Origin of the sequence: Kolteria novifilia (assembly GCA_007748055.1) — a bacterium.
Taxonomy (GTDB): Bacteria; Planctomycetota; Planctomycetia; order Kolteriales; family Kolteriaceae; genus Kolteria; species Kolteria novifilia.
Genome location: CP036279.1, coordinates 3,251,334 through 3,272,420, shown reverse-complemented (window position 1 = coordinate 3,272,420; position 21,087 = coordinate 3,251,334). Strand labels below are relative to the sequence as shown.

Sequence of the window (21,087 nt, the reverse complement as noted above, 5' to 3'; positions counted from 1 at the left end):
TTTGCACCAACCAACCCAAATACGCGGACAGATCCAGGGCCGCGCCGATCAAACCTGGTCCCTCAGCCGCCAAACCCGTTCACCCCGTCGGTCTCAAGTCACCTGTCTGTCCCCCTGGCCTCCATCGCGACAAAACCGGAATCACTATCATGATTGAGTCCTTGATGCGACTACAGTGGATGCTGGACCTATCAATGAAGACGTTTGATCATGTCGCCCAATCGCGGCGCCTGCCACTCAACCTCGTCCTGATGACGATTGTTTGCTCCAGCGTGGTCCGAACAGGGGAGTCCGCCGAGCCGGTTCGTGTCGGGTTCGGCACCGCCGACATCACCCCGACACTCACTCCGGAGCGCCCCGTCTGGGTAGCGGGAATCGGACCCAACAACCTCGCGAAGCAAATCCACACACGGCTGAACGCCGACGCGATCTACCTCGACGATGGCACCACATCGATCGCGTTCGTCTCGGTCGATCTGATTGGCTTGCAACACGACGCGGTCAAGCGACTACGGAAGCGACTTGAGCAAGTCGACTACGCCTGTGTGTCCAGCACCCACACCCACGCGAGCCCCGATGTCATCGGGATCTGGGGACCCTCGAGAACGAAGACGGGCAAGGATCCCCACTATGTCTCGTTCGTCGAGGACAAAGTGGTCGAAGCCGTCCGCAAGGCGCGCTCATCCGCGGTACCCGCCGTCGCCACCTACGGCCAGGTCCAGGCGACCGAATTGCTGAACGACTCTAGGCGTCCCCACGTCCTCGATGATGTTCTTCGCGTGATGATATTTCATCGAAACGACGCTGACGGCGAACCACTGGGGATTCTCGTCCAGTGGAGCGTTCACCCACAGTCTGTTCAGGGAAGCAATCGGCCCCTCAGCGCGGACTACTGCGCCTCGCTTCGAGACACACTCGGCGAGGTCTACGGTTGCCCGGTCGTCTTCTTCATCGGCGCGACGGGGGGATACATGAACGCTGTGTATTCCGAGGAAATGAAGAGCGCCGGCCGATTGGGACGGGCGGAGCTCTATGGTCAAGCACTGGCCGAAGTCGCCAAGTCGGCCATCGCCTCAAGCGAGCCGGTCGACCTCGCGCCGATCGCGGTTCACTCGCGCCGAATCGCCTTGCCACTGGCGAACCCGACGTTCCGTCGGTTCACGGAAATCGGCGTGCTCGATCGAGAACTCTATCGTTGGCGGGGAAGGTCCGACCTCCTTGGCGAACCGTTGGCGAAGGGGGAGAGCGACAGTTTTCTCGCGATCGAATCGGAAGTGGCTCTGGCGCGGATCGGGGAGATTCCGGTCTGCTTGATACCGGGAGAAATCTACCCGGAATTGGTCTACGGAGGAATCGTTCAACCGCCTGATCCGCGCTTCGACTTTCCCGACGCCCCCGCGGAACCCAACATCACGAGTCTCCTGGGAACGCAACGTTTTCTCTTGTTCGGACTCGCCAACGATGAGGTGGGCTATATCATTCCGAAGTGTCAATGGGACGACCGTCGCCCCTACGGGTTCAACGGCACAAGCACGTACGGCGAACGTATGTCCGTCGGCCCAGACGTGGCTCCCATCGTGCTCAAGGCGTTCGAGGATTGCGCGCGTTCCCTCAAGGCCGAACAGCAGCCCTAGCCTCCCGTTGATCCATTCGATGCCGACTACGACGGCCCCCCTCGATCAACGATCTGCGAAACGTCCCGATCAGTAAGTTCGATCCGTGAAACCTCGTTCTCCAATGGCGCGGGAGGCTACGGAGTCAACCATGGGTAGCCCATGCCCACGGTGAGCGTGAGCATGGCACCCAGGAGTCTCTTGGGAAGTGAATCAACCAGTTGCAACACTAAGTGACCGTGAAGTCTTCCGTGTCACTGTCGGTGATGTTGGAATCATCGCGAGCGGTCCCAACAACTCCGAAGGAAAAACTCCCTGTCTGCAACGAGCCGAGGTTCTTCTCGTGTGTCTCGGGAGTGTATCGTTCGACGAAGACGTCATCGGGACTCGGATTGCTCGCTCCGGGCCCCGACAGCGAATAGGTTAGATCGACTGTCCCTTTGAACTCTTCAATGGGGGTCACGACGATCGTTGCCACCGTGTTGCCACTGACTTCTTGAATATCGGTGATCTGCACATCAATGCCATCGGCCATTCCTGCCTCCTTTAATCTCCGTTGATTTGAACGACGAGTCTCCTTCCGTACGCCCACCGACCTACGGACGCGTTCGTGAGTCTTAGAACCTGAGTTGGAGCGTCACGTGCTCGAACGAAGTCGATGTGTGATGCTTCGTGCACTTGATCGGATAGTTGGGCGAGTAGTCGGGATGCTCCGAGCCTCGCATGGCGCGGTCGAGAATATAGGCGTGGAGCTTCGCCATCGTTTCATTGGTGCTCGCGATGGGAATACCCGCGCTGAGCCTTCGCTTCCCCATCGCCTGGAGTCGTTCGAAGCAACAGTCGTAAACCCTCTCGAAGAACGCGACCCGATCGTCCGGCGCCGACATCTTCTCGTTCGGATTCACTCCGAGCATCGCGACCTGGAGCAGACTGCGCGACGATCCTTGCCCCGGCTCCCTAAAGGCGATGACGGCGAGCATGTCGTTTCCCGACGGTTGCCGCGTCCGATGCCAACTACGCATTTGGAAGGTGGACTCCGAACTGCGATCCTGAAGCCGACACTTTAGATGACGCTCCTCGAGTCCCGCGTAGCGCCCCCGATCCATCGAACGCATGATCTCGGCGAACTTGATCCGAAGCGGTTCGTCAGAATCGCTATCGGTCAAGAGATGAACGAACTCTCGCATTGCCACCTCCTCTGTGGACGTGTGACCATCTGATGGAGCGACCGTCGCTCCTTCGAATGCCTCTCGACATCCGGTATGTATGATGCGATCTTCGCTCATCTAACAATCGTTTTGAACACTTACTACGCACTAATTGTGTAAAGTAGCAGCCGTGAAGAAAGCTTCTCCAACGGCACGGAGATCGCTAACCCAACAGTGGTAACTCAGATGATGCAAGGACGTGGTCGTAGTGGCGAGTGAGTCGTTCCCTTGGAAGAAAGCCTCACTTCATCGAACTCGAATTGGACGTGATCGGAAGGAATTCGAGCGAACCATTCGCGGCAAGTCGCCCTAAGACCTCTTCCACTTCAACGCGGGAGACGCTCGCGAGGGCACCCGCACGATTGACCCGTTGTCCTGAAAGGATCACCGCAAGATCAACTAGATCTTCCACGGGGCGACCGTCGGGACCAAGGTTTGTAAGACGAACATAACCCGCGTCGTCGAGCTGACACACGATCGCCAAATCGTCGCTGAAACCGACGAGACTCCCCGACGAGAGCTTTAGTCCCTCGGGATCGGAGGGAACTCGCAGCGGGTAGGAGATCGGCTCGCCCGTCCTCGCGTCCCAAAGGCGAGCATCACCACTGCCTAACTTGATGCCAAGCACGTCTCCCGATTGAGAGAAGCGAATCTCATCGACCGCATCGTCATGACTCATGGGGAGGGCGATCAGACGCTTGCTCGTAACATCCCAAAGTTCCACCTCGCCGCGGTGGTTGCCAAAGCAAACCGTTTCCCCTTGGACACCAATCGCACCGTCTGCCGAGTTGGGTCGCAACAAGATCGGGGCTCCGGTAGTCGCCCCCTTTCGGACGTCCCCCACGTGGGCACCCTTCGCGGTGCGGCAAACAAGTCGTCTCCCGTTCTGGTCGAGTTGGATGGCGTAGGGGGAGGCCGGGAGGTGGAAACTCCACACCTTTTGATCTCTCGCAAGATCCCATCCGTCAACTCGCGATGATGAGACGACCGTCAGCAGCGGCTCCCTTGGAGTCGCGTCAAACTCCGAGCGGCCGAAGCCGTGGTCGCCAATGGTCCGCAACGTTCCCGATTCGGGGTCGGCGATCTTGACCGACGAGCGTTTATCGTGGATCACGAGATACTCGCCGGCAAACCGAAGACTCTTGTGTCCGTGGGAATGCTTAAAGCGTCGGACCTCTTGGCCTTGCCGATCGAATAGGACGATGGTCCCATCGCCGCAACCAACGGCAAGCCGATCCCGATTCCCGTTGAATCGAACCGTGTCCGGAACACCGGAAAGGTTCACGGCAACGAGTTGCTGGCGAGTCTCGACATCGAACACGCGCAGCATGCGGGCGTCGGTCACCAAGGCAACTCTCTTGTCGTCGAGATCAAAATCCGCGGCCCGAACTCTCTCGACTTCTGGCAAGAGCGGGGTGGGCCGATCGCGATCGAGATTCCAAATGCGATAAACACCATCGTGGACAGTTAGGCACACGAACCCGGAGGATCTCGCCGCCACGTCACGCACCGCCGTGTCGGGAATCGAATTTATCTCCAGCCCATCGTCGCCAACATGGAGAACGGGCACGGAGGAGATCGCCCAGTCCTCTCCATCTTCCGACCACCTCACGTCCGAGACGTCTCGAACCTCGAGGTTCTTCCGCGTCGAATTGCCCGTGGCGACGTCCCAGACATCGGCGTGGTGGCTCCCGTCAGGGGTCTCCGCGAGCGACACCAGCCGGTGGCCATCCGGGGAGAAAGCGAACGAACGAGCCTGGCTCTTGTTCGTCCGCAGCGTCCGGAGAAGGTCCCCTGTCTCCGTCCACCACAGTTTAACCACGCCGTCGCGCCCTCCGGTGGCAACGAGGGAACCCGAGGGGTTGAAAACGGCGGCGGTCACTTCGTCGTGATGCCTCAGCGCGGGAGCGACGGTCTCACCGCTGGTGATGTCCCAAAGCCGGGCGGACTTGTCGGCACCGCAGGTAAGCATCCAACGTCCATTCGGAGCCAACGATACATCGTTGATCCGCGCGCCGTGATTGATCGTGAACGCGGGACGGGTGAATTCACCATTCCGAAAGACATCCAAGCGGCCCTTCTCGCCGGAGGTCGTCAGGACTTGTCCATCGGGGCTCAGAAAGATGGCTTCGACCGAGGCCTTGTAGGGAAGCGACGCGAGGCGCTCCCACGACTCCAAGTCCCAAAGCGAAACGGTGCCACCTTTGTGAATCGTCGCCAAGGACCGCGAAGAGAGCCTGAGGTAGGGACGGCGCAGCGGACTATCGAACTCCAGCACTCTTCGGGACTCCCCGGTTTCGGCATCGAGGACGTGGAGCGTGTCGCGATTCTCGCCAACGACGAGGATGTGCTTGCGATCGGGAGTGAAACGCACGTGAACGGCCTTGGGGCCAAACCAAAGGCGCTCGAGGGAGGGACACTCGCCCAGGATCGCTTGATAGCGCATCCTCGCTATCGACTCACGGTCTGAATTCTCCCGCTCGAGCCCGAGGGTCGCCGCGATCCAGGGAAGCGACGTCAAGGGATTCTTCTTCGCGCCGAGCAAGTTCGCGTTGCGGACGTAGATGCGCGCTAGCTGCCGACGATTGTCCTCGAGCGCGGATTCGAGCTTGGTCGTCGTGTCTCGCTCTCGCCGATACGCGGTGGCTAGCTGGATCACCGAGAAAATGGAAACGACCACCACGACAAGCAGCGACACGACCGCCGTCACGACGAGTTGGCGGTTTCGCCTAGCCCATTTCGTCGTGCGGTCGAGCAACGACGGCGGCTTGGCGACAATGGGTTTGCCGGAAAGGAAGCGATCGAGATCTTCGGCGAGTTGTCCGGCGGTCTCGTACCGCTCTCTCCTCTCCTTCGCCACCGCTTTCATGACAATCGTTTCGAGATCGCGCGGCACCGACGGCATCACCGACCGCAGCGCGACCGCCTCCTCGTCCCTGACGCGGCGGAACAACTCTTTTCGATCGTCGACGTCGATCATCGGCCGTCCGGCGATCACTTCGTAGAGCGTCACCCCGAGCGAATAGACGTCGGTGCGGGGATCGACGAAACGGCTCTCGGACGCTTGTTCCGGACTCATGTAGCGTAGCGTTCCGAGGACCTCGCCCGTTTGGGTCAAGTCTTGGTTCTCGGGAACGAGGGCGACGCCGAAGTCGGTCACCCAAGGATGCCCCTCGGCATCGAGCAAGATGTTCGATGGTTTGATGTCTCGGTGGATCACCCCGTAGTCGTGGGCGTGCTGAAGGGCTTCGGCCACCTGGCGACCGAGATCGGCGGCGTACTGGAACAACTTTCCGTCAACCTTCGCCGCGATCCGTCGGGCAACACTCGACGCATACTCCTCCGGAATCGGTTGCCCCTCCTCGACCGGACTGGTCGGTTCGAGGCCGATCTCGTTGACGATGAAGTCGTAGTCGAGACTCCCCTCGCGCGACGTCCCTTGAGGAACCGTTCTTCCCGAGTAGACCTGGCGCGAACGCTCGTGGGCGAGGTCGGCGAGCGAACATCCCGCGATCAGTTGCATCGCGAAGCAACATTGCTCGCCGTCGATGTTTCTCGCATAGACGGGGACGATGTTCGGGTGATTCAACCGAGCGCAGATTCGAGCTTCGTTCTCGAACCGAACGCGTCGGAGTTTCGACTCTCCACGGTTGATGGGAATGGTCTTGAGCGCCACCCGTCGCCGAAGCGACAACTGGATTGCTTCATATACGACCCCCATCCCACCGTGCCCGAGTTCGCGAATGATCTGAAAATCGCCGATGCGTTCGGGGTGAGCGGTGTCCGGTTCGTCCGTCGGGGACGGGACCAAATCGATCATCGGGAGGACGTCGCGGATGAGTTCCGCCATCTCCGGATGACGCGTGGCATACTCCTCGATCGACGGAGACTCTCCCCGACGTCGCCGATCGAGGAACTCGTCGACGACCAGTCCCACGGCCGAAATGACCGCCGAGTCCTCCGCGGCGCGCGAGGAACTCATGGACCGGTGCCCGTGAGCCCGAGTTGGCGCGTGTGCCCTCGCAGTCGGATCAGCGCTCGGGTAAAGCGTTTGCTCGCGGTCTTTGGCGGGATGTTAAGAATCTGCGCCACTTCGTGATTGGACAGCCCTTCGGCTTGGCGCATCAAGACAATCTCTTGGTCCTCGTGGGCAAGCTTCGCGAACGCCTTGCGAACAATCTCCATCGATTCGGAGTTCTCGAGGCGATCCCCTGGATCCGGGCCGCGTCGGCTCAAAGAGCGCACCAGGAGGATCGACGAATGGTCCGGCAGCGGAACTTCACGATTGAGCGAACGCTTGAGCGTCCGAAAGTGCTCCCGCTGACTCATCACCAAGCGCTCTTGCGCGTTGCGCCTAAGCCAAATGTGAAAAGGCATCGGTTTGCGTTCGACGAAGTCGTCGATTCGACTGAAGGTCTCCGCCAACGTCTCCTGAACGATGTCCGATTCATCGACGCGCCGACGCAGTTCCGATGGCATGCGAAACTCGACGACTTGACGAAGATACTTGCGCGAGGCGCGCATCAACAATTCGAGGGCGTTCGCATCGCCCGCCTTGACCCGACCGAGCAATGGCTCGGCGTCGGCTAGCATCATCAGTTCCGGCGTTGCTGGGACGTGGCTCAACGGTGTCACCCAAGACGAGGTCATCTATCAGTAGTTTACCTAGGCGAAACTCACGTGTCTCGGCGAATGTGGCGACGCCCCCACTCCGCCACATGAGTAAAGAGTACCACGCCGGACCAACGTGGGATGTTGTGAAGCGTCTAGTTGAAGACTCCGCTAGCCGGGAATTCCCTCCAACCGATCGTTGTCGCACCAGCGTCACGGTCGCCCAGGCTTCGCACCGAGGGGCTCCGCCATTGAATGGTAGTTAGAACGGTCACGTTCCCTATCGTCTACGCGGGTTCTCCCTGCGGCCGAATGCCGGGGCCATCGGCGTAGAACGTGAGTGCGACGAGAAAATGCTGGGAAATGGCGCGCTTGGGTGACGACGGAACAATTCGTGAGAATTTGGGACGAGCGGCCCCCAACAGTCCGTTGATTTAGACGGGCCAAGTCGAGAACATTCAATGTTGGTCAATGTCTTGATTGGTAAGTTCGTTTCATGAATTCACGCTCCCCACTCGTGCGGGAGTGTGCTGATTCAGAGGCGTTTCCCGCATGCCCTTGACCAGCGTGGGCATGGCACCCAAGAGTTTTGGGCAATAAATTGACCAATCAGGGCACTAGCGGGTGACTTACGGTCAGGATCGCTCCTTCATGCCCTGGATGTAGTCGCTGAGGAGTTCGACGTTGTCGATAAAGGTGTCGGACTGAATCACGCCCTCGGGAGACGCCTTGCGGAAGCCCTTCATCGTCCTGGGATCGACCCATGCTCCGCGCTCGTCCATCTGATCGATCACCTTGCGTACACGCTCGGCCTCTTTTCGTGACGCGCCGCCTCGCCGACGTGCCGACAGGGCGGAGCGATCCCGCAGGAGCTTGCGATACCGCGACTCGATCTTGTCCAGATGCGCGTCGACGACAAACCCGTAGTGCGTCGGCAAGTCACGATCGGAGTAGGTCAAGTCATACCGCTTCCCATCCACCACGAAATAGAGCGGGCGATTGGTCTTTAGCTCATAGAACCGAGCGAGCTTGCCGTCAGGGCGAAGAGATGAGCGAAGATAGCGAAGCGCCGCGGGGATCGGCTTGAGAAAACGCTCGTCTCCCGTCTTCTCGTAGAGCAGCAGCAGCGATTCCATCGCCTCTTCCGACTCTCGTCCACTGATTGCCGGCGGCTCGAACTTTCGGTCCCAAACCGGGTGCATGTTTTCGTCATACTGCTGCGCCCACGCCGGCTGAGGATCCGGCATCTGCGCCAGAATCAGGAACTCACCCGCCCTCTTGGCGACCTCGACATAGCGATTGTCCTGGTAGATCTCCCCCGCGAGCAGGAACGTTTCGACCATGTTCCCCGTGACGTTGTCGTTGAGGTAATACTTACCTCGCCAATCGTTGAGCCACTTTCGCGGCCACTCTTCGGGGTAAGAGGCATTGATGACCGGATAGTCACTTTCCTTCGCCCCTTCCGGGTAGCGATGCCATTTCTGGCTCCAACCACCATTGGGGTATTGGGCCTTCATCAGCGCCTCGAGTGCGAGGAGGACCGATTCGTGAATCGCTCGATCCTTGAAGTCGAGTTCCTGGTCGAGTTCCGCCAGGAACCGAACCGCGGCGGGTGTCGTGTCGTCGTCGAGCGTGGTGATGTTGGTCTTGTTCTTCTTCTTCCGACTTGCTCGGAACGACGTGTTGTCGCGGTAGCCCCAGTCTTTACGTGTCTCCGGGTCGAAGTGGATCGAGTAGAACCAACCGCCCGACTGAAGCTGTCCTTTGACGAGGGCGTCCCCGGTTCGCTTCGCGGCCTGGAGATACTTCCGGTCACCCGTCGCTCGATAGGCTCGCAACAGCGCCATGCCGACGGCCGGCGTTCCGGGCGGTTGCACCCAGACCGTTGACGGTCCGGTTTCGGCTTCTCCCTCGCTGAGACGCAAATCCTTGCTGTAGCGCCAGACGTAGCCGCCATGCTTTTCGCAACTGGCGGTGAAAAAGTCGACCGCTTTGCTGAGCGCCTGCTCCGCCTCTTGTTGGGTCGGCCGACGATCGGCTGCCCAAGTTCCATTCTCAAGAAGCAACGTCGCAACCAACGACAAGAAGAGGAAGCGCATCACGGCAAGGTCCTCCCGAACAGGAACACGATGGGGCGGGCGAGAAGACGTCCGCGCCGTCGATCCTACGACGTCCCTCTCGCGAAACCGTCCCAGCATACCCGACGCGAGCATCTCAATCCCAACCGGAACCGGAAGGAACCCAAATTGACTCGCCGTCGATTCTCCGACCTCCTCAACGCTCTGAATGGAGGCGTTCCCATCATGATGTTCCCCGGCCTACGGCGCACGGTGAATCAGAACAGTTTCCCGGGTCGACCGGTTGACATCTGCATGACGAAGCCCCGATCATGGGACCGACCCTCGAGAGCCGATCGCTCGACCAAGGAGCCTGTGAATGACGCCCGGAGCCGTACTTCTGCTGCTAGCCTGCGTGGTGCCGACCTCCGAGCCAACGGAGCGCCCCAACTTCGTGCTGTTCATCGCCGACGACCAGGCATGGAACGACTCCGGCGCCTACGGGAACTCGAAGATTCGCACGCCGACGACCGACCGCCTAGCTCGGGAAGGGATGCGATTCACCAACGCGTTCCTGACCTGTTCCTCGTGCAGTCCCAGCCGCATGAGCATCCTCACCGGCCGCTATCCCCATGCGACCGGCGCCGAGGAACTGCACAAGATGCTTCCCAAGGACCAGCTCTGCTTCAGCGATGTGCTCCGCGAGGGTGGGTACGACGTCGCGATGATCGGAAAGGTCCACCCAAAGGGAGCCTATGACGATCACTTTGACTCCGTCGAGAAGGACGTTTGGCACTGGAAACCGACCTTCGACAGGCTAACGAAAGACAAACCCTTCTTCCTCTGGATCGCATTCAACGATCCGCATCGCCCCTACCAAGAGGGGACGATCTCCAACCCTCATCAACCGTCGGAGGTGGTTGTCCCCCCCTTCCTTCCCGATACCGAAGCGACACGCGGCGACTTGGCCCTTTACTACGACGAGGTCGCTCGCCTCGATCGGCTCATGGGGGAGATGCTCGCCGAACTCGATCGCAAGGGCCTCGCCGAGAACACGCTCGTCCTTTACATCAGCGACAATGGACGCCCGTTTCCGCGCTGCAAAACCACACTCTTCGATTCGGGGATCAAGACGCCCTTCATCGTTCGCTGGCCCAAGGTGGTCGAGCCGGGAACGACGTGCGATGCCTTGGCCAGCACCGTCGACATCGCTCCTACCTTCGTTCAACTGGCCGGATTGAGCGAGCCGCCAAGCTTTCAGGGGGTCAGTTTCGCCCCTCTGCTGCGCGAGCCCAACGCGAAGATCCGTGACTACGTCTTCGCCGATCATGATTGGCACGACTTCGAAGACCATCAGCGGGCGGTTCGCTCTCAACGCTACAAGTACATTCGCAACGAATACACCGACGTACCGCTGACGCCTCCCGCGGATGCGGTGCGGAGTCCCACCTACCAATCGATGCTCGAGCTGCGTGCGAAGGGGAAACTGCCGGCCGAGCAGAGTCAGTGCTTTCTCCAGCCTCGGCCGCGTGACGAGTTGTACGACCTGAACAAGGATCCGTACGAGCTGCGCAATGTCGCGAACGACCCGGAGTACGCGAGCACGCTCAAGGGACTACGCGGCCGACTCGACCAGTATCTCGAGGAGACGGGAGGCGACACTTCGGTCCAGGACCGACATCCCGATGTCTTTGACCGTGTGACTGGCGAGCGAACCGCGCCTCACTTCAATACCGGCAAGTACGAGAGCCTGGGCAAATAAGGTCCGCCGAATCGACCTCACTCGAGCACGAGCTTGACGGTCGAGTCGGTCGTTAGTGACGTCACGACGCCCGCGCGCTTTCCATCCTTCGCCGCGGTGAGGTTGTAGTCGCCCCTAAACCCGCGAATCGTGAGTTGTCCGCTCGCGTCGGTCTTCCCCGAAGTCTCGGTCCGCCACTGTCGCAGCAGCAAATCGCGCACCACCTGACCATTGGGCTTGAGGGTCCAATCGGTCCTGTAGAGAGCCGCGTTCGGTTCGAACATGTTACCTTGCCAGAATCCCCACAGAACGATGCCGGACACGGCGGGATGGCTAAAGCACGCGGTGAGGAAATCGCGCGTGTAGGCCGCTTGAAACTTCTCGTCGGTGACGTTGAGCGTGAACTCCGTCACCTCGAGCGGGAGCCCGAAGTCGGCGAGCTTGTCGAGGATGGTGAGGAGATCTTCAGGAGGGGTCACGTCGTAGCCAAAGTGGCTTTCGAGCCCAACTCCCTCCAGCGGTGCCCCCTTCCCGATCAAGTAAGCGATCAGCGATTGAAACTCCTGCTGCCGCTTGGTGTCGCTGGGACCGCCGGAGGTGAGGATCCCGTCTTGGTTCACCATGAGCCGACAGCTCTTGGGCAGAGCCCCACGCGCGGTCTTGAACCAGTTGACCATCGCCTCCTCCCCGAGGGCCTCGACAAGCAGCGGATTGCCAACCGGCTCGTTGAGGACATCCCATTCGGTGACGTAGGGCGTGGTCAGCGCTCCCATCTCGTTGATGTGCTTGTCAATCATTCGCTGGAGCAACTCGGGTCTCCCGAGCAGATTGAGGACCGGCGGCGGCAAGCTGTCTCGCCGGGGCCAGACGAGGTTGTGTCCTCGAATCGAGATTCCCCGATTCTTCAACCATTCGAGGCAGCGAATGACCGCGTTCCGGTCGAATGGTCCCCAAGCACCAGACACCGCCATCCACTTCAGCTCATTCTCCGGGGTCGCGCGATTGAACAAACGGACCAGTTCCTGCTGGTAGCGACGACTCGTCTCGTCTTGGGCGAGGAGCCGGCTGGCTTCGACGGCGGTTCCGAAGGGGAAGAAATGGCTCGTCTGAGCCAATGAGACCTGCGCATCGGGCACCGGGTTGCCAACCTTGTCGAGCACTTCGACGACTAGCTCACTCTTGCGGATCCGCTCAATTCGCTCGTTGGCCTGCCGCCGCCATTGGGCCTGTTGCTCCATCCCTGGATAGGTGAACGGCGTGCGAGGGAGCGAATCGATCGCTACCCCTTGGCGAAAATTGGTCACGTTGACGTCGGCGACGTCAACAACTTGCGGACCGAACCCGAATCCGATGCCAAGCTCGGCGGCAGCCGTGGGGTAGGTTTCGTCGGCGACGAACGGAACATCGAACCGCCGCCATTGCTCGTCGAGTCGAACGACGACATCAATCATCTTGTTGTAGTTGGGCGATGCTTTTTGGAGGTAAACCGCGACCTTTCCTGCGCCTTTTTCACCAAGTCCTGGAGCCCTTCTAGCCCAGAAGGAGAGGAGGCAAACGTCCCCCTTGCGCAGTGGCTTCGCGGTCTTTTCGATGAGTTGCACGGCCCAAGGTTGTTCGACAGCACCAAGAGTCCTGACCCGACGGGCTACGGAAAAGGGTTGATCGGTGACGGCAAAAACGGACGCTTCACCTATACTTCGATGATTCATCGTCGCAAGAAAAGCGAAATGAGAAACGTCCGCCCCCGACAATAGGGAGAATCCGTTATTGCTGGAAGACCCGAAAGAAGCTCGTTCCACCACCAGCGGATTCAGGGCGAGTAAAACAACCCCTACGATGGTCAGAATCCTGACAGAGCGATTCGGGATTACCCTCATGATCATCTCGATAGAGTCCCTATTCTGACGCAATTCGCCTAATCCCCTTAACGGAATGTTCGTCAAGTGCTAGAATAGTACACGTTACAGTCATCATGGAGTTAGAGCACCCAGACAAATCGACTGACTCTAGCACCTCCGTTTTGACGCAGTCGCCTGCAAGCCACTGCAACGAATCCTGTATTCATTGAGTCACGAACAAAACCTAGCTAAACTGGCTGGATGAGACGATCCAACAATGAGAGTCTACCTACGCCAACTCGTGATGATCTTGTCCGCGGTGATCTCCGCGTCGTACTTGATCTATCGCATTGCGTTTACCTTCAACCTGGAGACGCCGTACTCGATCTTTGCCTCGTGGCTGCTCTGGATCGCCGAGTTCCATTGCTGTCTGCTGCTATGGCTCTACTTTCACCAGGTTTGGTTCCTCAAACAACCTCCGCCCTTCGAACCACCACCCGAGGGCTGGACCGTCGATGTTTTCGTTCCGACCTACAACGAAGACACACGGCTCCTGAGAACCACGTTGATCGCGTGCAAACGCATGCGGTACCCTCATCGCACCTATGTGCTCGATGACGGGCGCCGCGAAGAGGTCGCGGAGCTGGCGCGGGAACTGGGCGTCGAGTACATGACCCGACCCGACAACAATCATGCCAAAGCCGGAAACCTGAATCACGCCCTCTCGAAGACGGATGGGGAATACGTGGTGATTCTGGATGCCGACCACGTCCCCCAAGCGACGTTCCTCGAACGCCTGCTCGGGTACTTTCGCGATCCGAAGCTCGGTTTCGTTCAATCCCCCCACGTCTTCTACAACATCGAATCCTTCCAAGCGAACACCGACCTCAACAAAGGAAAGTACTGGGACGACAGCGAACTCTTCTTCCACGTCATCCAGCTTGGCAAGAATTTCTGGAACGCCGTCGTCTTCGCCGGCAGTGCCGCGATCTTCCGACGCAAGGCACTTGAGGACGCGGGGTTCATCGCCACCGAAACGATCACCGAGGACTTGCACACCGCGATCCGCATCGTCAGCCGGGGATGGAGCTCCCTGTACGTCAACGAGCGTCTGGTCGCCGGGTTGGCCGCGGAGGACATCACGACCTTCAACTCCCAACGCCTGCGCTGGGGAGAGGGCAACCTCAGTATTCTCGCGTACGACAACCCACTCACGATTCGTGGGTTGAAGCTGGGCCAGCGACTCTCGTACTTCTCCTCGATCTTCGGCTGGACGATCGGACTACCGAGCTTCCTACTCTATATCACCCCGATTCTCGTCCTCTTCACGGACATCTCGCCCGTGGAGCACTTCACTTGGACACTGCTCGCGATGATCGTGACCTACTTGGTCTCGACATCTCTCGCGTTGCGTGTCGTCAGCGGCCGCTACGGTTCGATCATCGAGATTGAGCGGACGAACATGGCGAACTTCTACACTCAACTGCGCGCCATCTTCCGCGCGATTTTCGGGCGTCGTCGCCAAAAGTTCGTGGTGACGAAGAAACGGGGGCGGCAGTCCAAGAGTATCTGGCCGATGGTCTCGGCCCAACTGGCCCTGATGGTGTTGGCGATCTCGTCGTTGGTGTGGGCCGGATTTCGGCTCCTCTACGGCCTGACTCCCGATGCGATCGCCGAGAGCGTCGCGGGTGGTCTGGTCGTCTTCCACCTGCTGCTGGACTTGCGCTTCCTCCGCAAAGCCTACCGGAAGGAGAACCGTCGCTACTCCTACCGACACCATGCCGTCTTTCCCGTCAGCTATCGCTTTCGAGATGAGGAAGGCAACGATGTCCACGGCTACGGCGTCACTGCCGACCTCAACGAGGGTGGTTCACGACTCGTTTCCTACCAGACCCTACCGATCCATGCGGTGGGTGAGGTCACGATCAACGGCGCTGGCAAGAGCGTGACCTGTCGCGCGGAAGTTCGCCACAAGGTCCCAGGCGTTGGCGAGAAGGCCAACTGCTACCGCTACGGGGTCCAGTTTCTCGATGTCACGACGGAGCAGGCCGACGAGCTGAGCCTGATGGCGATCGAGTACGCCGTCCCGGCCACCTACCAGAAATTCGACCAGCATCGCACCCCCTTCCAGCGCGTTCGCGACTGGATGACGCGAAGCTGGAAACGCCAGAGCAAACGCTACCCGCTACGGCTTCCCCTGCTGGTCCAAAACGGCAACCCCGATGTGCTGCATCCGACGATCACCAAGGACATCAGCAACGAAGCCTGTCGCACGGAAGTCGCCCACAGCGTCGCCCAGAACTCGTCGCTGCGTTATCACTTCCCGACGCCGGTCGGCGACATCTCCGGCAAGGCGCAGGTCATTCGGGTTTCGGGCGTCACTTCGCCCACCAACGACTTGTGCGACGTGGTGCTCCGATTCGAGGAGTTCGAGAAGGACGGTCGGGCGACGTTGGCCCGGATGCTCTTGCCGGCCCAGCGCGAGCCGATGCTCGAGGCGTTGACGCCCTCCTCGCCACCTCCGCAAGAGACGACGTTCCGCCCCATTATCCTTTCGCTCGCGCTCTTGGCGATCGCCATCCCGCTCGAGTACGGACTGTTCCGCTTCGCCAATCGGGACGGCATCTTTCTACGGGAAGCGATCGCGGAGAAGCGGCTCCCCAAGAACGAGGAGGGCGAACTCGATTCGGTCTATCGCAGCATGCTCTCCAGTCCGACCGCGAGCATCGACGAACTCCTCCTGCTGGAACAGGTTCTGCAGGAGTCGGGGGACAAGACCAAGTCGCTGCGGATCGCGCACGAGATCTGCGAACGCGTCCCCGACGACTTCGAGCGGCGACTCTTCCTCGCCTCACAACTCGAGAACGTCAACCAAGCGGCGGCGGCCTCGGCGCAGTATCACTGGCTGGTCGATCACCTCGACGAGTCGGGGATCTCCAGCAAACAGCGCTATTCGGTCCTGCTTTCCGCCGCCAGACACGCGGTCAACCGAGGACAACTCGTCCTGGGAACACGGCTCTTCAAGCGTTTGGCCGAGTTGCCGGTCGAGATGTCTCCCGAGGTTCGCCGGGAATACGCGGGCGTGCTCATGCAATCACATCAGTATCAGCAGGCGGCGGATCTCTTTCGAAATGAGACCCTCACGCTCGATGACCGCGAGAAACTCGCCACGATCTATACCGAAGCGGGCCGCTACAACGCCGCCGCGGATCAGTACGAGGCCATTCTCAAGGCGGACCCCGACAACTTGGACGTTCGCAAGAAGATGATCGACGTCCTGATGTGGGATGGAAAGTACGCCGAAGCTGGACAGCGACTGAGGGAGTTGCTTTCACGCGATCCGGACAATCGGTCGCTCCGAACCCGACTGGCGGAGTTACAGCTCTGGTCGAAGGAGTATTCGCGAGCCCTCACTGAATACATCACGCTGCTGGAGCGCGACTTCAACGACGAGCGGCTCTGGTCGGGCTTTGTCGACGCCGCCGCCAGCGCGGAACGTCTCTCTCCGGGAACCGAGGTCCTCGCGGTCAAGCTCGCCGATCAGATGCTCAACGATCCGAAGGTCACCGCCACGGAACTCGCCCGGCTCGCCTGGGTGCTCCAACGACTGAAACTCAAGCCGCTCAGCGCGAAGCTGTGCGAACGCGCCCTTCAGGTCGACCCCAACGACCGCGACCTCCGGTTGCAGTACGCGAACCTGCTTCACGACATCGGCGACTTCAAGGCGGCGGACGAGCAGTATTCGATCCTACTTAAGACGTCGTCCACCGAGTCCCCCCGCCCGCTCGACGGGACGAAGATCATGAAAACCACGTCCTCTCCCAGACGATCCGTCACCCGATCGATCGGATGGTCTTCGGCTCTCACAACGGGCTACGATAAATGAGGTAGAAACTGGAAGTGGCGACGTTGTAGTCTCGAGAGCCGAGCAGTCCCGCTTCCATCTGAAAACTCAGCGCCGGCGAGAAGTCGTGGTGGAATACCGCCCCGAAGTCGGCGAAGAAGACCGTCTGCGTATCGACGCGGGGAGCGAGTCTCAGCGAGTACCACGTCTCGGTCGCCCCGGTATACCACTCGTCGCTTAGCCACTGCTTCCATTCCATCAGCGTCGTGAACCACGCATAGCCTGACGGCGAGAAGTAGGGATGAATCGCGCCCAGGACGACATTGTTCGGATCGGGGCCGAAGATCGTCTGCTCGGTGTAGCCGAAGAAGTCGACGCTGAGTCCCAGCTTCAAGCTTCGCGGCGGCAAGCAAACCAAATAGTTGGTGTACAAGTTGAACCCGTGGCGCGTGTTGTTGTCGGAGTAGACGCCGACATCGTACATCCCGCCCGCATCCCAGCGATGCAACGGCTTGATGTTGCCCCACATCCGCACGCCACCACGATAGATGTCTTGCCGCAGCGACTCCCCGTTCTCGACGACATTCTCCAGGTAGAGCGAGAGTCCCGTCTGGAGGAAGTCGCAGTTTCTCCAGTTGAAGCCGATGTCGAAGGTTGGCCGATCCTCGATGCGATCGGCGTATTCCTCGTAGTTCAAGATGCCGTAGAGCAGAAAGTCCCGATGAAAGACCCGCTTCTGGCCCTGGATCGAGAAGATGTTGCCCTGTAGGGAACGATCGTCGGTGGGAACATAGAGGACCGACGAGTAGAGGAACCCGACATACTCGTTCTGGTCGGCGACCGGAAGCTGCCCGGCGAGGTTCCAATGGAACCGCTGGATCTGGGCCAGACCGTCACGTCCCCGCTGATTGAAGTAGCGAAAGGACGGGAGTAACCGGGGGTTGAGTTCCAAGCTGCTCCGCTGAATGGCGGTGGACGCCGCCTGGTGGTTCGGGTTGATCTCGAGGAGTTTGCCATACTGGTCGATGGCGTCGCGTGTCCACTTGAGCTCGGCGAACGTCTGTCCGAGGTCAAAGTAGGCTTCCTCGTTGGAAGGCTCGAACGCCTCGAGCGACTCGAGCAAGGGAATGGCCTGCTCGTTGCGCCAGTAGCGTTTCGACTTCGCGTCCCCTTCCAGTGAAGCGGCGGTCTGTTCGGCGGCGGTCACCTCGTAGTCGACGAGCAACCGTTCGATCGCCCTGGGGTCGCGGCACTGACATCCGTGAGCGGCGTGACCGATCTCGTTGGCGAGATGCGATCCGTGTAGGTTCGAGTGCAGCACCATCTCGATCGACGGACAGGAAGCTCCGGTCTCGTGCAGGTAGGCGCTCAGCTTGTCTTTGAGGATCTGATCCGCCGACGGCACTTGTAGCTGATGGTAGGCGTACCCGGCTTCTTCCCATCCCCCTTGCTGGAACAGGACCCGTGCTCGCTCGCGTTTGATGATGAAGTTGTCGCTGTCAATCGAAACGAGAAGATCGTACTCCCTGATCGAACTCTCATAGTCGTCGAGGTCGGCGAGGTTCCGAGCCAGTCCCAGCCGCGCCCGCACGTTCGTGTGCGACGAGGCCAACGCTTGCTGGTAATTGGCGATCGCCTCCTTCTGGTAGACCTCGAACGCCGTTCCCGCTTGCGCGTCGGCGAGTCGATTGAGGGCGGGGACGAGTCCCGGCTCGAACTGGAGCACCGCCTCCATGGTTTCGATCGTCGGATTCCATTGGTTGTACGTCAGAAAGGCATCCGCCAAGAGCATGCGAAAGCGCAGTCCCTCTTCGACCGGACCGCAGCGGCCGTCGAGCGGCGGAGGCACCTCGCCCAACACTTCGCGAGCGGTCCAAAGGCCCTGGTAAGCCTCGGCCGAGCGACCACCGGAGGTCATCAAAGCTCGTTCGAACTCCACACTCGCCGCCAAGGCGTCGCCGCCGGCCAAATGAGCCTGCCCAAGGGCCACCGCGACATCGACCGTGCCCTGCCCCGCCGGCGGATGTCCGGCCAGGTACTTGCGGCACGCGACAATCGCCGCGTCAGGCTGCTTCACATCGATGAGCAGCTTCGCGAGCAGAACGACCGGCTGCGCGTTGCGCGGACGCTCGGCAATCGCTTCGCGACAGATGACGATGGCCTCTTGGAAGTACCGGAGTTGCCGCAGTTCGCGAGCCACCCCCAACTTCGCCTCGAAGGCGACAACGCTGTCGCCGGGAATCTTCGAGTACTCCCCTTTGGCACGCAGGTTCTGGCTATCGATGCTGAAGAGCGACGCGAGATCCATCCGAACCAAGTCGTTGCTCGGCTCCGCATCGAGGATGCGCCGATAGAGAAGCTTGGCGTCGGCATACTCTCCCATCATCGTGTGGTATTCGGCAAGCGCACGCATGTATTCCGACAACGGCGCGTTCTTCGCGGCCGGCTCGTTGAGCAGGCCCATCGCGGCGGCGGGAGCGAAGAGCTGCGTCTGGCAGCGGGCCGCTCCGAGCACCGCGGCGCTATTGGAAGGATCGTGATTCAATACTTGTGCATAGACCGCCAAGGCCAACGTGTAGTAGCCCTTGTTGAACAACTCGCTGCCGAGTTCGAGACGCCAGCGATCAAAGTTGTTGGGGAGGTTCCCCAGTTGAAGGATCGACTCACGAGCACTGGTCCATTCGGTCGCCAAGGCGTAGCTTCGGATGAGAAGCGAGAGGACTTCCGCCTTGCGTTCCCCTTCCTCGAGCACGGGCTGGAGGGTGGAGATCGCATCCCGCGGACGCCCAATTTCGAGAAAGAGCTTGCCTAGATCGAGCCTTCCCTGCGTCGTGTCCGGTGCGTAGCTGCTCAAGTATTGGCGGTAGAGTTGCTCCGCCAAGGCGATCTGGCCTCGAAACGTATACGTCAGCGCGAGCAGGATCGCCGCCCGCTTGTTGTTGGCGTTCTCCGCGAGGACTCGTCGCAACAGGGGCTCGGCGCCGGCGTAGTCGCGCTCGTCGACCCTGATGATCGCGAGACCGAAGATCGCATCGATGTCGTTGGGATCGGCCTCGAGCAACATGCGGTACTGTCGCGCGGCCTCGTCGAGTCGCGAGATTCGTAGCAAGACCCCCGCGAACTCGCGGCGCACTTGCACATCCGACGAGTCGCGTTGCAGGAGGGACTCATAGCGACGAACCGCGATGTCAAAATCGCCCAAGGCGACGGCGTTGCGTGCCGCCTGCAGCAACAGCGAACGCTCGGTGATCTGCCCCTCGTCGCCTCCTGTCTCGGCCGGAGCCGGAGCGATCGTTCTCTTCGGCTGGGCTCCAGGCATCGGCCCGACCACGGGATTGCGCGATCGTGACTCGGACGGCGACGGGCCCGTCTTCGCGCGAAACTCTTGCCGATTGTTGCGACTCGTCTCCTCGGGGCCGAACAAGGTGGTGCTTTGAGCGAAGCGTATCCTATCGTCCCCACCACGCTCGGCGGTTTCGATCGCCTTCTCGTTTGCCGGCGCGTCGATCGGCGGCAAACTTTGGACCGGAGTCGCTTGCTGGCTGAACAACAACCGCGATGCCTCGTCACGCATGTTCTCCGCGAGTTCCTCCTCGCCCTCCGGCGTCGATGGAACTCGTTGAGAGTCGGCATCACTTCCAGTGGGCGCAAGCGCCTCGGAATCGGCTGCGGACGGTTGCTTCCCAGTCTTGGTGGCCTGGGAAGGCACGAGGGCGGGACCAGTCGGCGTCACTTCCGGAGGCAACTCGGGAATGACGACATCGTCGGAACTCTCCGTGGCGGACGTCACCTTCTTCGTGTCGATGGGAAGAGGCCTTGGAGGAGGTGGTTTGCGGACAGTCCACGACAACGGCGTCGAAGCGGACGACCCTCCCGCGTTGGTCGAGGCCGCGCGACCTTCGGGAAGAGTGGCGACTTGCTCGACGCCCCTGCCTTTCGACGTCGCGAGCGACGCTGGCTGTTCCTTGCGCGATGTCGTTGTTGACGAGCCCCGTCCCGCGGGACCTGACTGGAACAACGGACCGCTGACCAACCAGGCTCGTTTCTTCGCCGAGGCGTCGTTGGAAGACTCACTCGAAGGGTTCGATGGGACTGGATTCCCGCTCGTGCTCGCGGTGGCCGTCGCTGAAGTGGCCGGTGTCGTGGTCTTGTTGGGGGCTGCTTGCGGTTGACCA

Annotated in this window: 11 protein-coding genes; 4 read left to right on the top strand and 7 right to left on the bottom strand. The window is 60.3% G+C overall.

The features are described from left to right. The first annotated feature begins 194 nt into the window (after nucleotides 1-194). Nucleotides 195-1,634 carry a hypothetical protein gene (locus Pan216_RS11985; protein ID WP_145258223.1) on the top strand — a complete coding sequence of 480 codons (1,440 nt, stop codon included), beginning with the start codon at nucleotides 195-197 and terminating at the stop codon, nucleotides 1,632-1,634. A gap of 208 nt (nucleotides 1,635-1,842) precedes the next feature. Here the strand turns inward: Pan216_RS11985 and Pan216_RS11980 are convergent, their stop codons facing one another. The 5 genes from Pan216_RS11980 to Pan216_RS11960 all read right to left on the bottom strand — a co-directional run bounded on the left by Pan216_RS11980 (nucleotide 1,843) and on the right by Pan216_RS11960 (nucleotide 9,531). After that, entirely contained in the window at nucleotides 1,843-2,148 is a 306-nt protein-coding gene (locus Pan216_RS11980; RefSeq protein ID WP_145258222.1) for a hypothetical protein, read from the bottom strand. 82 nt (nucleotides 2,149-2,230) lie between these two features. Further along, nucleotides 2,231-2,800: a hypothetical protein gene (locus Pan216_RS11975; protein ID WP_145258221.1), complete on the bottom strand. Its 570-nt coding sequence runs from the start codon at nucleotides 2,798-2,800 to the stop codon at nucleotides 2,231-2,233. A 262-nt stretch (nucleotides 2,801-3,062) separates the two neighbouring features. Next, complete coding sequence (locus tag Pan216_RS11970) at nucleotides 3,063-6,803, bottom strand: WD40 repeat domain-containing serine/threonine-protein kinase (RefSeq protein ID WP_145258220.1); 3,741 nt, start codon at nucleotides 6,801-6,803, stop codon at nucleotides 3,063-3,065. Beyond that, nucleotides 6,800-7,417: a sigma-70 family RNA polymerase sigma factor gene (locus Pan216_RS11965; RefSeq protein WP_419193561.1), complete on the bottom strand. Its 618-nt coding sequence runs from the start codon at nucleotides 7,415-7,417 to the stop codon at nucleotides 6,800-6,802. The genes Pan216_RS11970 and Pan216_RS11965 overlap by 4 nt, the downstream gene beginning before the upstream one ends. 650 nt (nucleotides 7,418-8,067) lie before the next feature. Next, nucleotides 8,068-9,531, bottom strand: coding sequence for a pectate lyase (locus Pan216_RS11960; protein WP_145263894.1), 1,464 nt, complete (start codon nucleotides 9,529-9,531; stop codon nucleotides 8,068-8,070). 337 nt (nucleotides 9,532-9,868) lie between these two features. On the opposite strand from Pan216_RS11960, the gene Pan216_RS11955 reads away from it, so the two are divergent. Further along, on the top strand, nucleotides 9,869-11,251 hold the full coding sequence (locus Pan216_RS11955) for a sulfatase family protein (RefSeq protein WP_145258218.1): 1,383 nt from the start codon (nucleotides 9,869-9,871) through the stop codon (nucleotides 11,249-11,251). A gap of 17 nt (nucleotides 11,252-11,268) precedes the next feature. Here Pan216_RS11955 and Pan216_RS11950 read toward each other — a convergent pair whose 3' ends face one another. Next, nucleotides 11,269-12,831: an endo-1,4-beta-xylanase gene (locus Pan216_RS11950; protein WP_419193560.1), complete on the bottom strand. Its 1,563-nt coding sequence runs from the start codon at nucleotides 12,829-12,831 to the stop codon at nucleotides 11,269-11,271. Nucleotides 12,832-13,345: 514 nt separating this feature from the next. Between Pan216_RS11950 and Pan216_RS11945 the strand changes: the two genes are divergently transcribed. After that, nucleotides 13,346-16,954, top strand: a complete 3,609-nt coding sequence (locus Pan216_RS11945; RefSeq protein ID WP_145258216.1) for a glycosyltransferase — start codon at nucleotides 13,346-13,348, stop codon at nucleotides 16,952-16,954. On the opposite strand, the gene Pan216_RS11940 is transcribed toward Pan216_RS11945, so the two are convergent. After that, nucleotides 16,932-20,702 carry a tetratricopeptide repeat protein gene (locus tag Pan216_RS11940; protein ID WP_419193559.1) on the bottom strand — a complete coding sequence of 1,257 codons (3,771 nt, stop codon included), beginning with the start codon at nucleotides 20,700-20,702 and terminating at the stop codon, nucleotides 16,932-16,934. The genes Pan216_RS11945 and Pan216_RS11940 overlap by 23 nt on opposite strands. A 40-nt stretch (nucleotides 20,703-20,742) precedes the next feature. Between Pan216_RS11940 and Pan216_RS28290 the strand changes: the two genes are divergently transcribed. After that, nucleotides 20,743-21,084 (top strand): hypothetical protein, encoded by a 342-nt coding sequence (locus Pan216_RS28290; RefSeq protein WP_419193558.1) that lies wholly within the window; start codon nucleotides 20,743-20,745, stop codon nucleotides 21,082-21,084. Nucleotides 21,085-21,087: the final 3 nt, after the last annotated feature.

What these genes read in the sequence shown, in the direction of transcription:
- Pan216_RS11975 (WP_145258221.1), bottom strand. Translation starts at nt 2,800, where the DNA reads ATGCGAGAGTTCGTTCATCTCTTGACCGATAGCGATTCTGACGAACCG.
- Pan216_RS11945 (WP_145258216.1), top strand. Translation starts at nt 13,346, where the DNA reads ATGAGAGTCTACCTACGCCAACTCGTGATGATCTTGTCCGCGGTGATC.
- Pan216_RS11960 (WP_145263894.1), bottom strand. Translation starts at nt 9,531, where the DNA reads ATGCGCTTCCTCTTCTTGTCGTTGGTTGCGACGTTGCTTCTTGAGAAT.
- Pan216_RS11965 (WP_419193561.1), bottom strand. Translation starts at nt 7,417, where the DNA reads ATGATGCTAGCCGACGCCGAGCCATTGCTCGGTCGGGTCAAGGCGGGC.
- Pan216_RS11980 (WP_145258222.1), bottom strand. Translation starts at nt 2,148, where the DNA reads ATGGCCGATGGCATTGATGTGCAGATCACCGATATTCAAGAAGTCAGT.
- Pan216_RS11955 (WP_145258218.1), top strand. Translation starts at nt 9,869, where the DNA reads ATGACGCCCGGAGCCGTACTTCTGCTGCTAGCCTGCGTGGTGCCGACC.
- Pan216_RS11985 (WP_145258223.1), top strand. Translation starts at nt 195, where the DNA reads ATGAAGACGTTTGATCATGTCGCCCAATCGCGGCGCCTGCCACTCAAC.
- Pan216_RS11970 (WP_145258220.1), bottom strand. Translation starts at nt 6,803, where the DNA reads ATGAGTTCCTCGCGCGCCGCGGAGGACTCGGCGGTCATTTCGGCCGTG.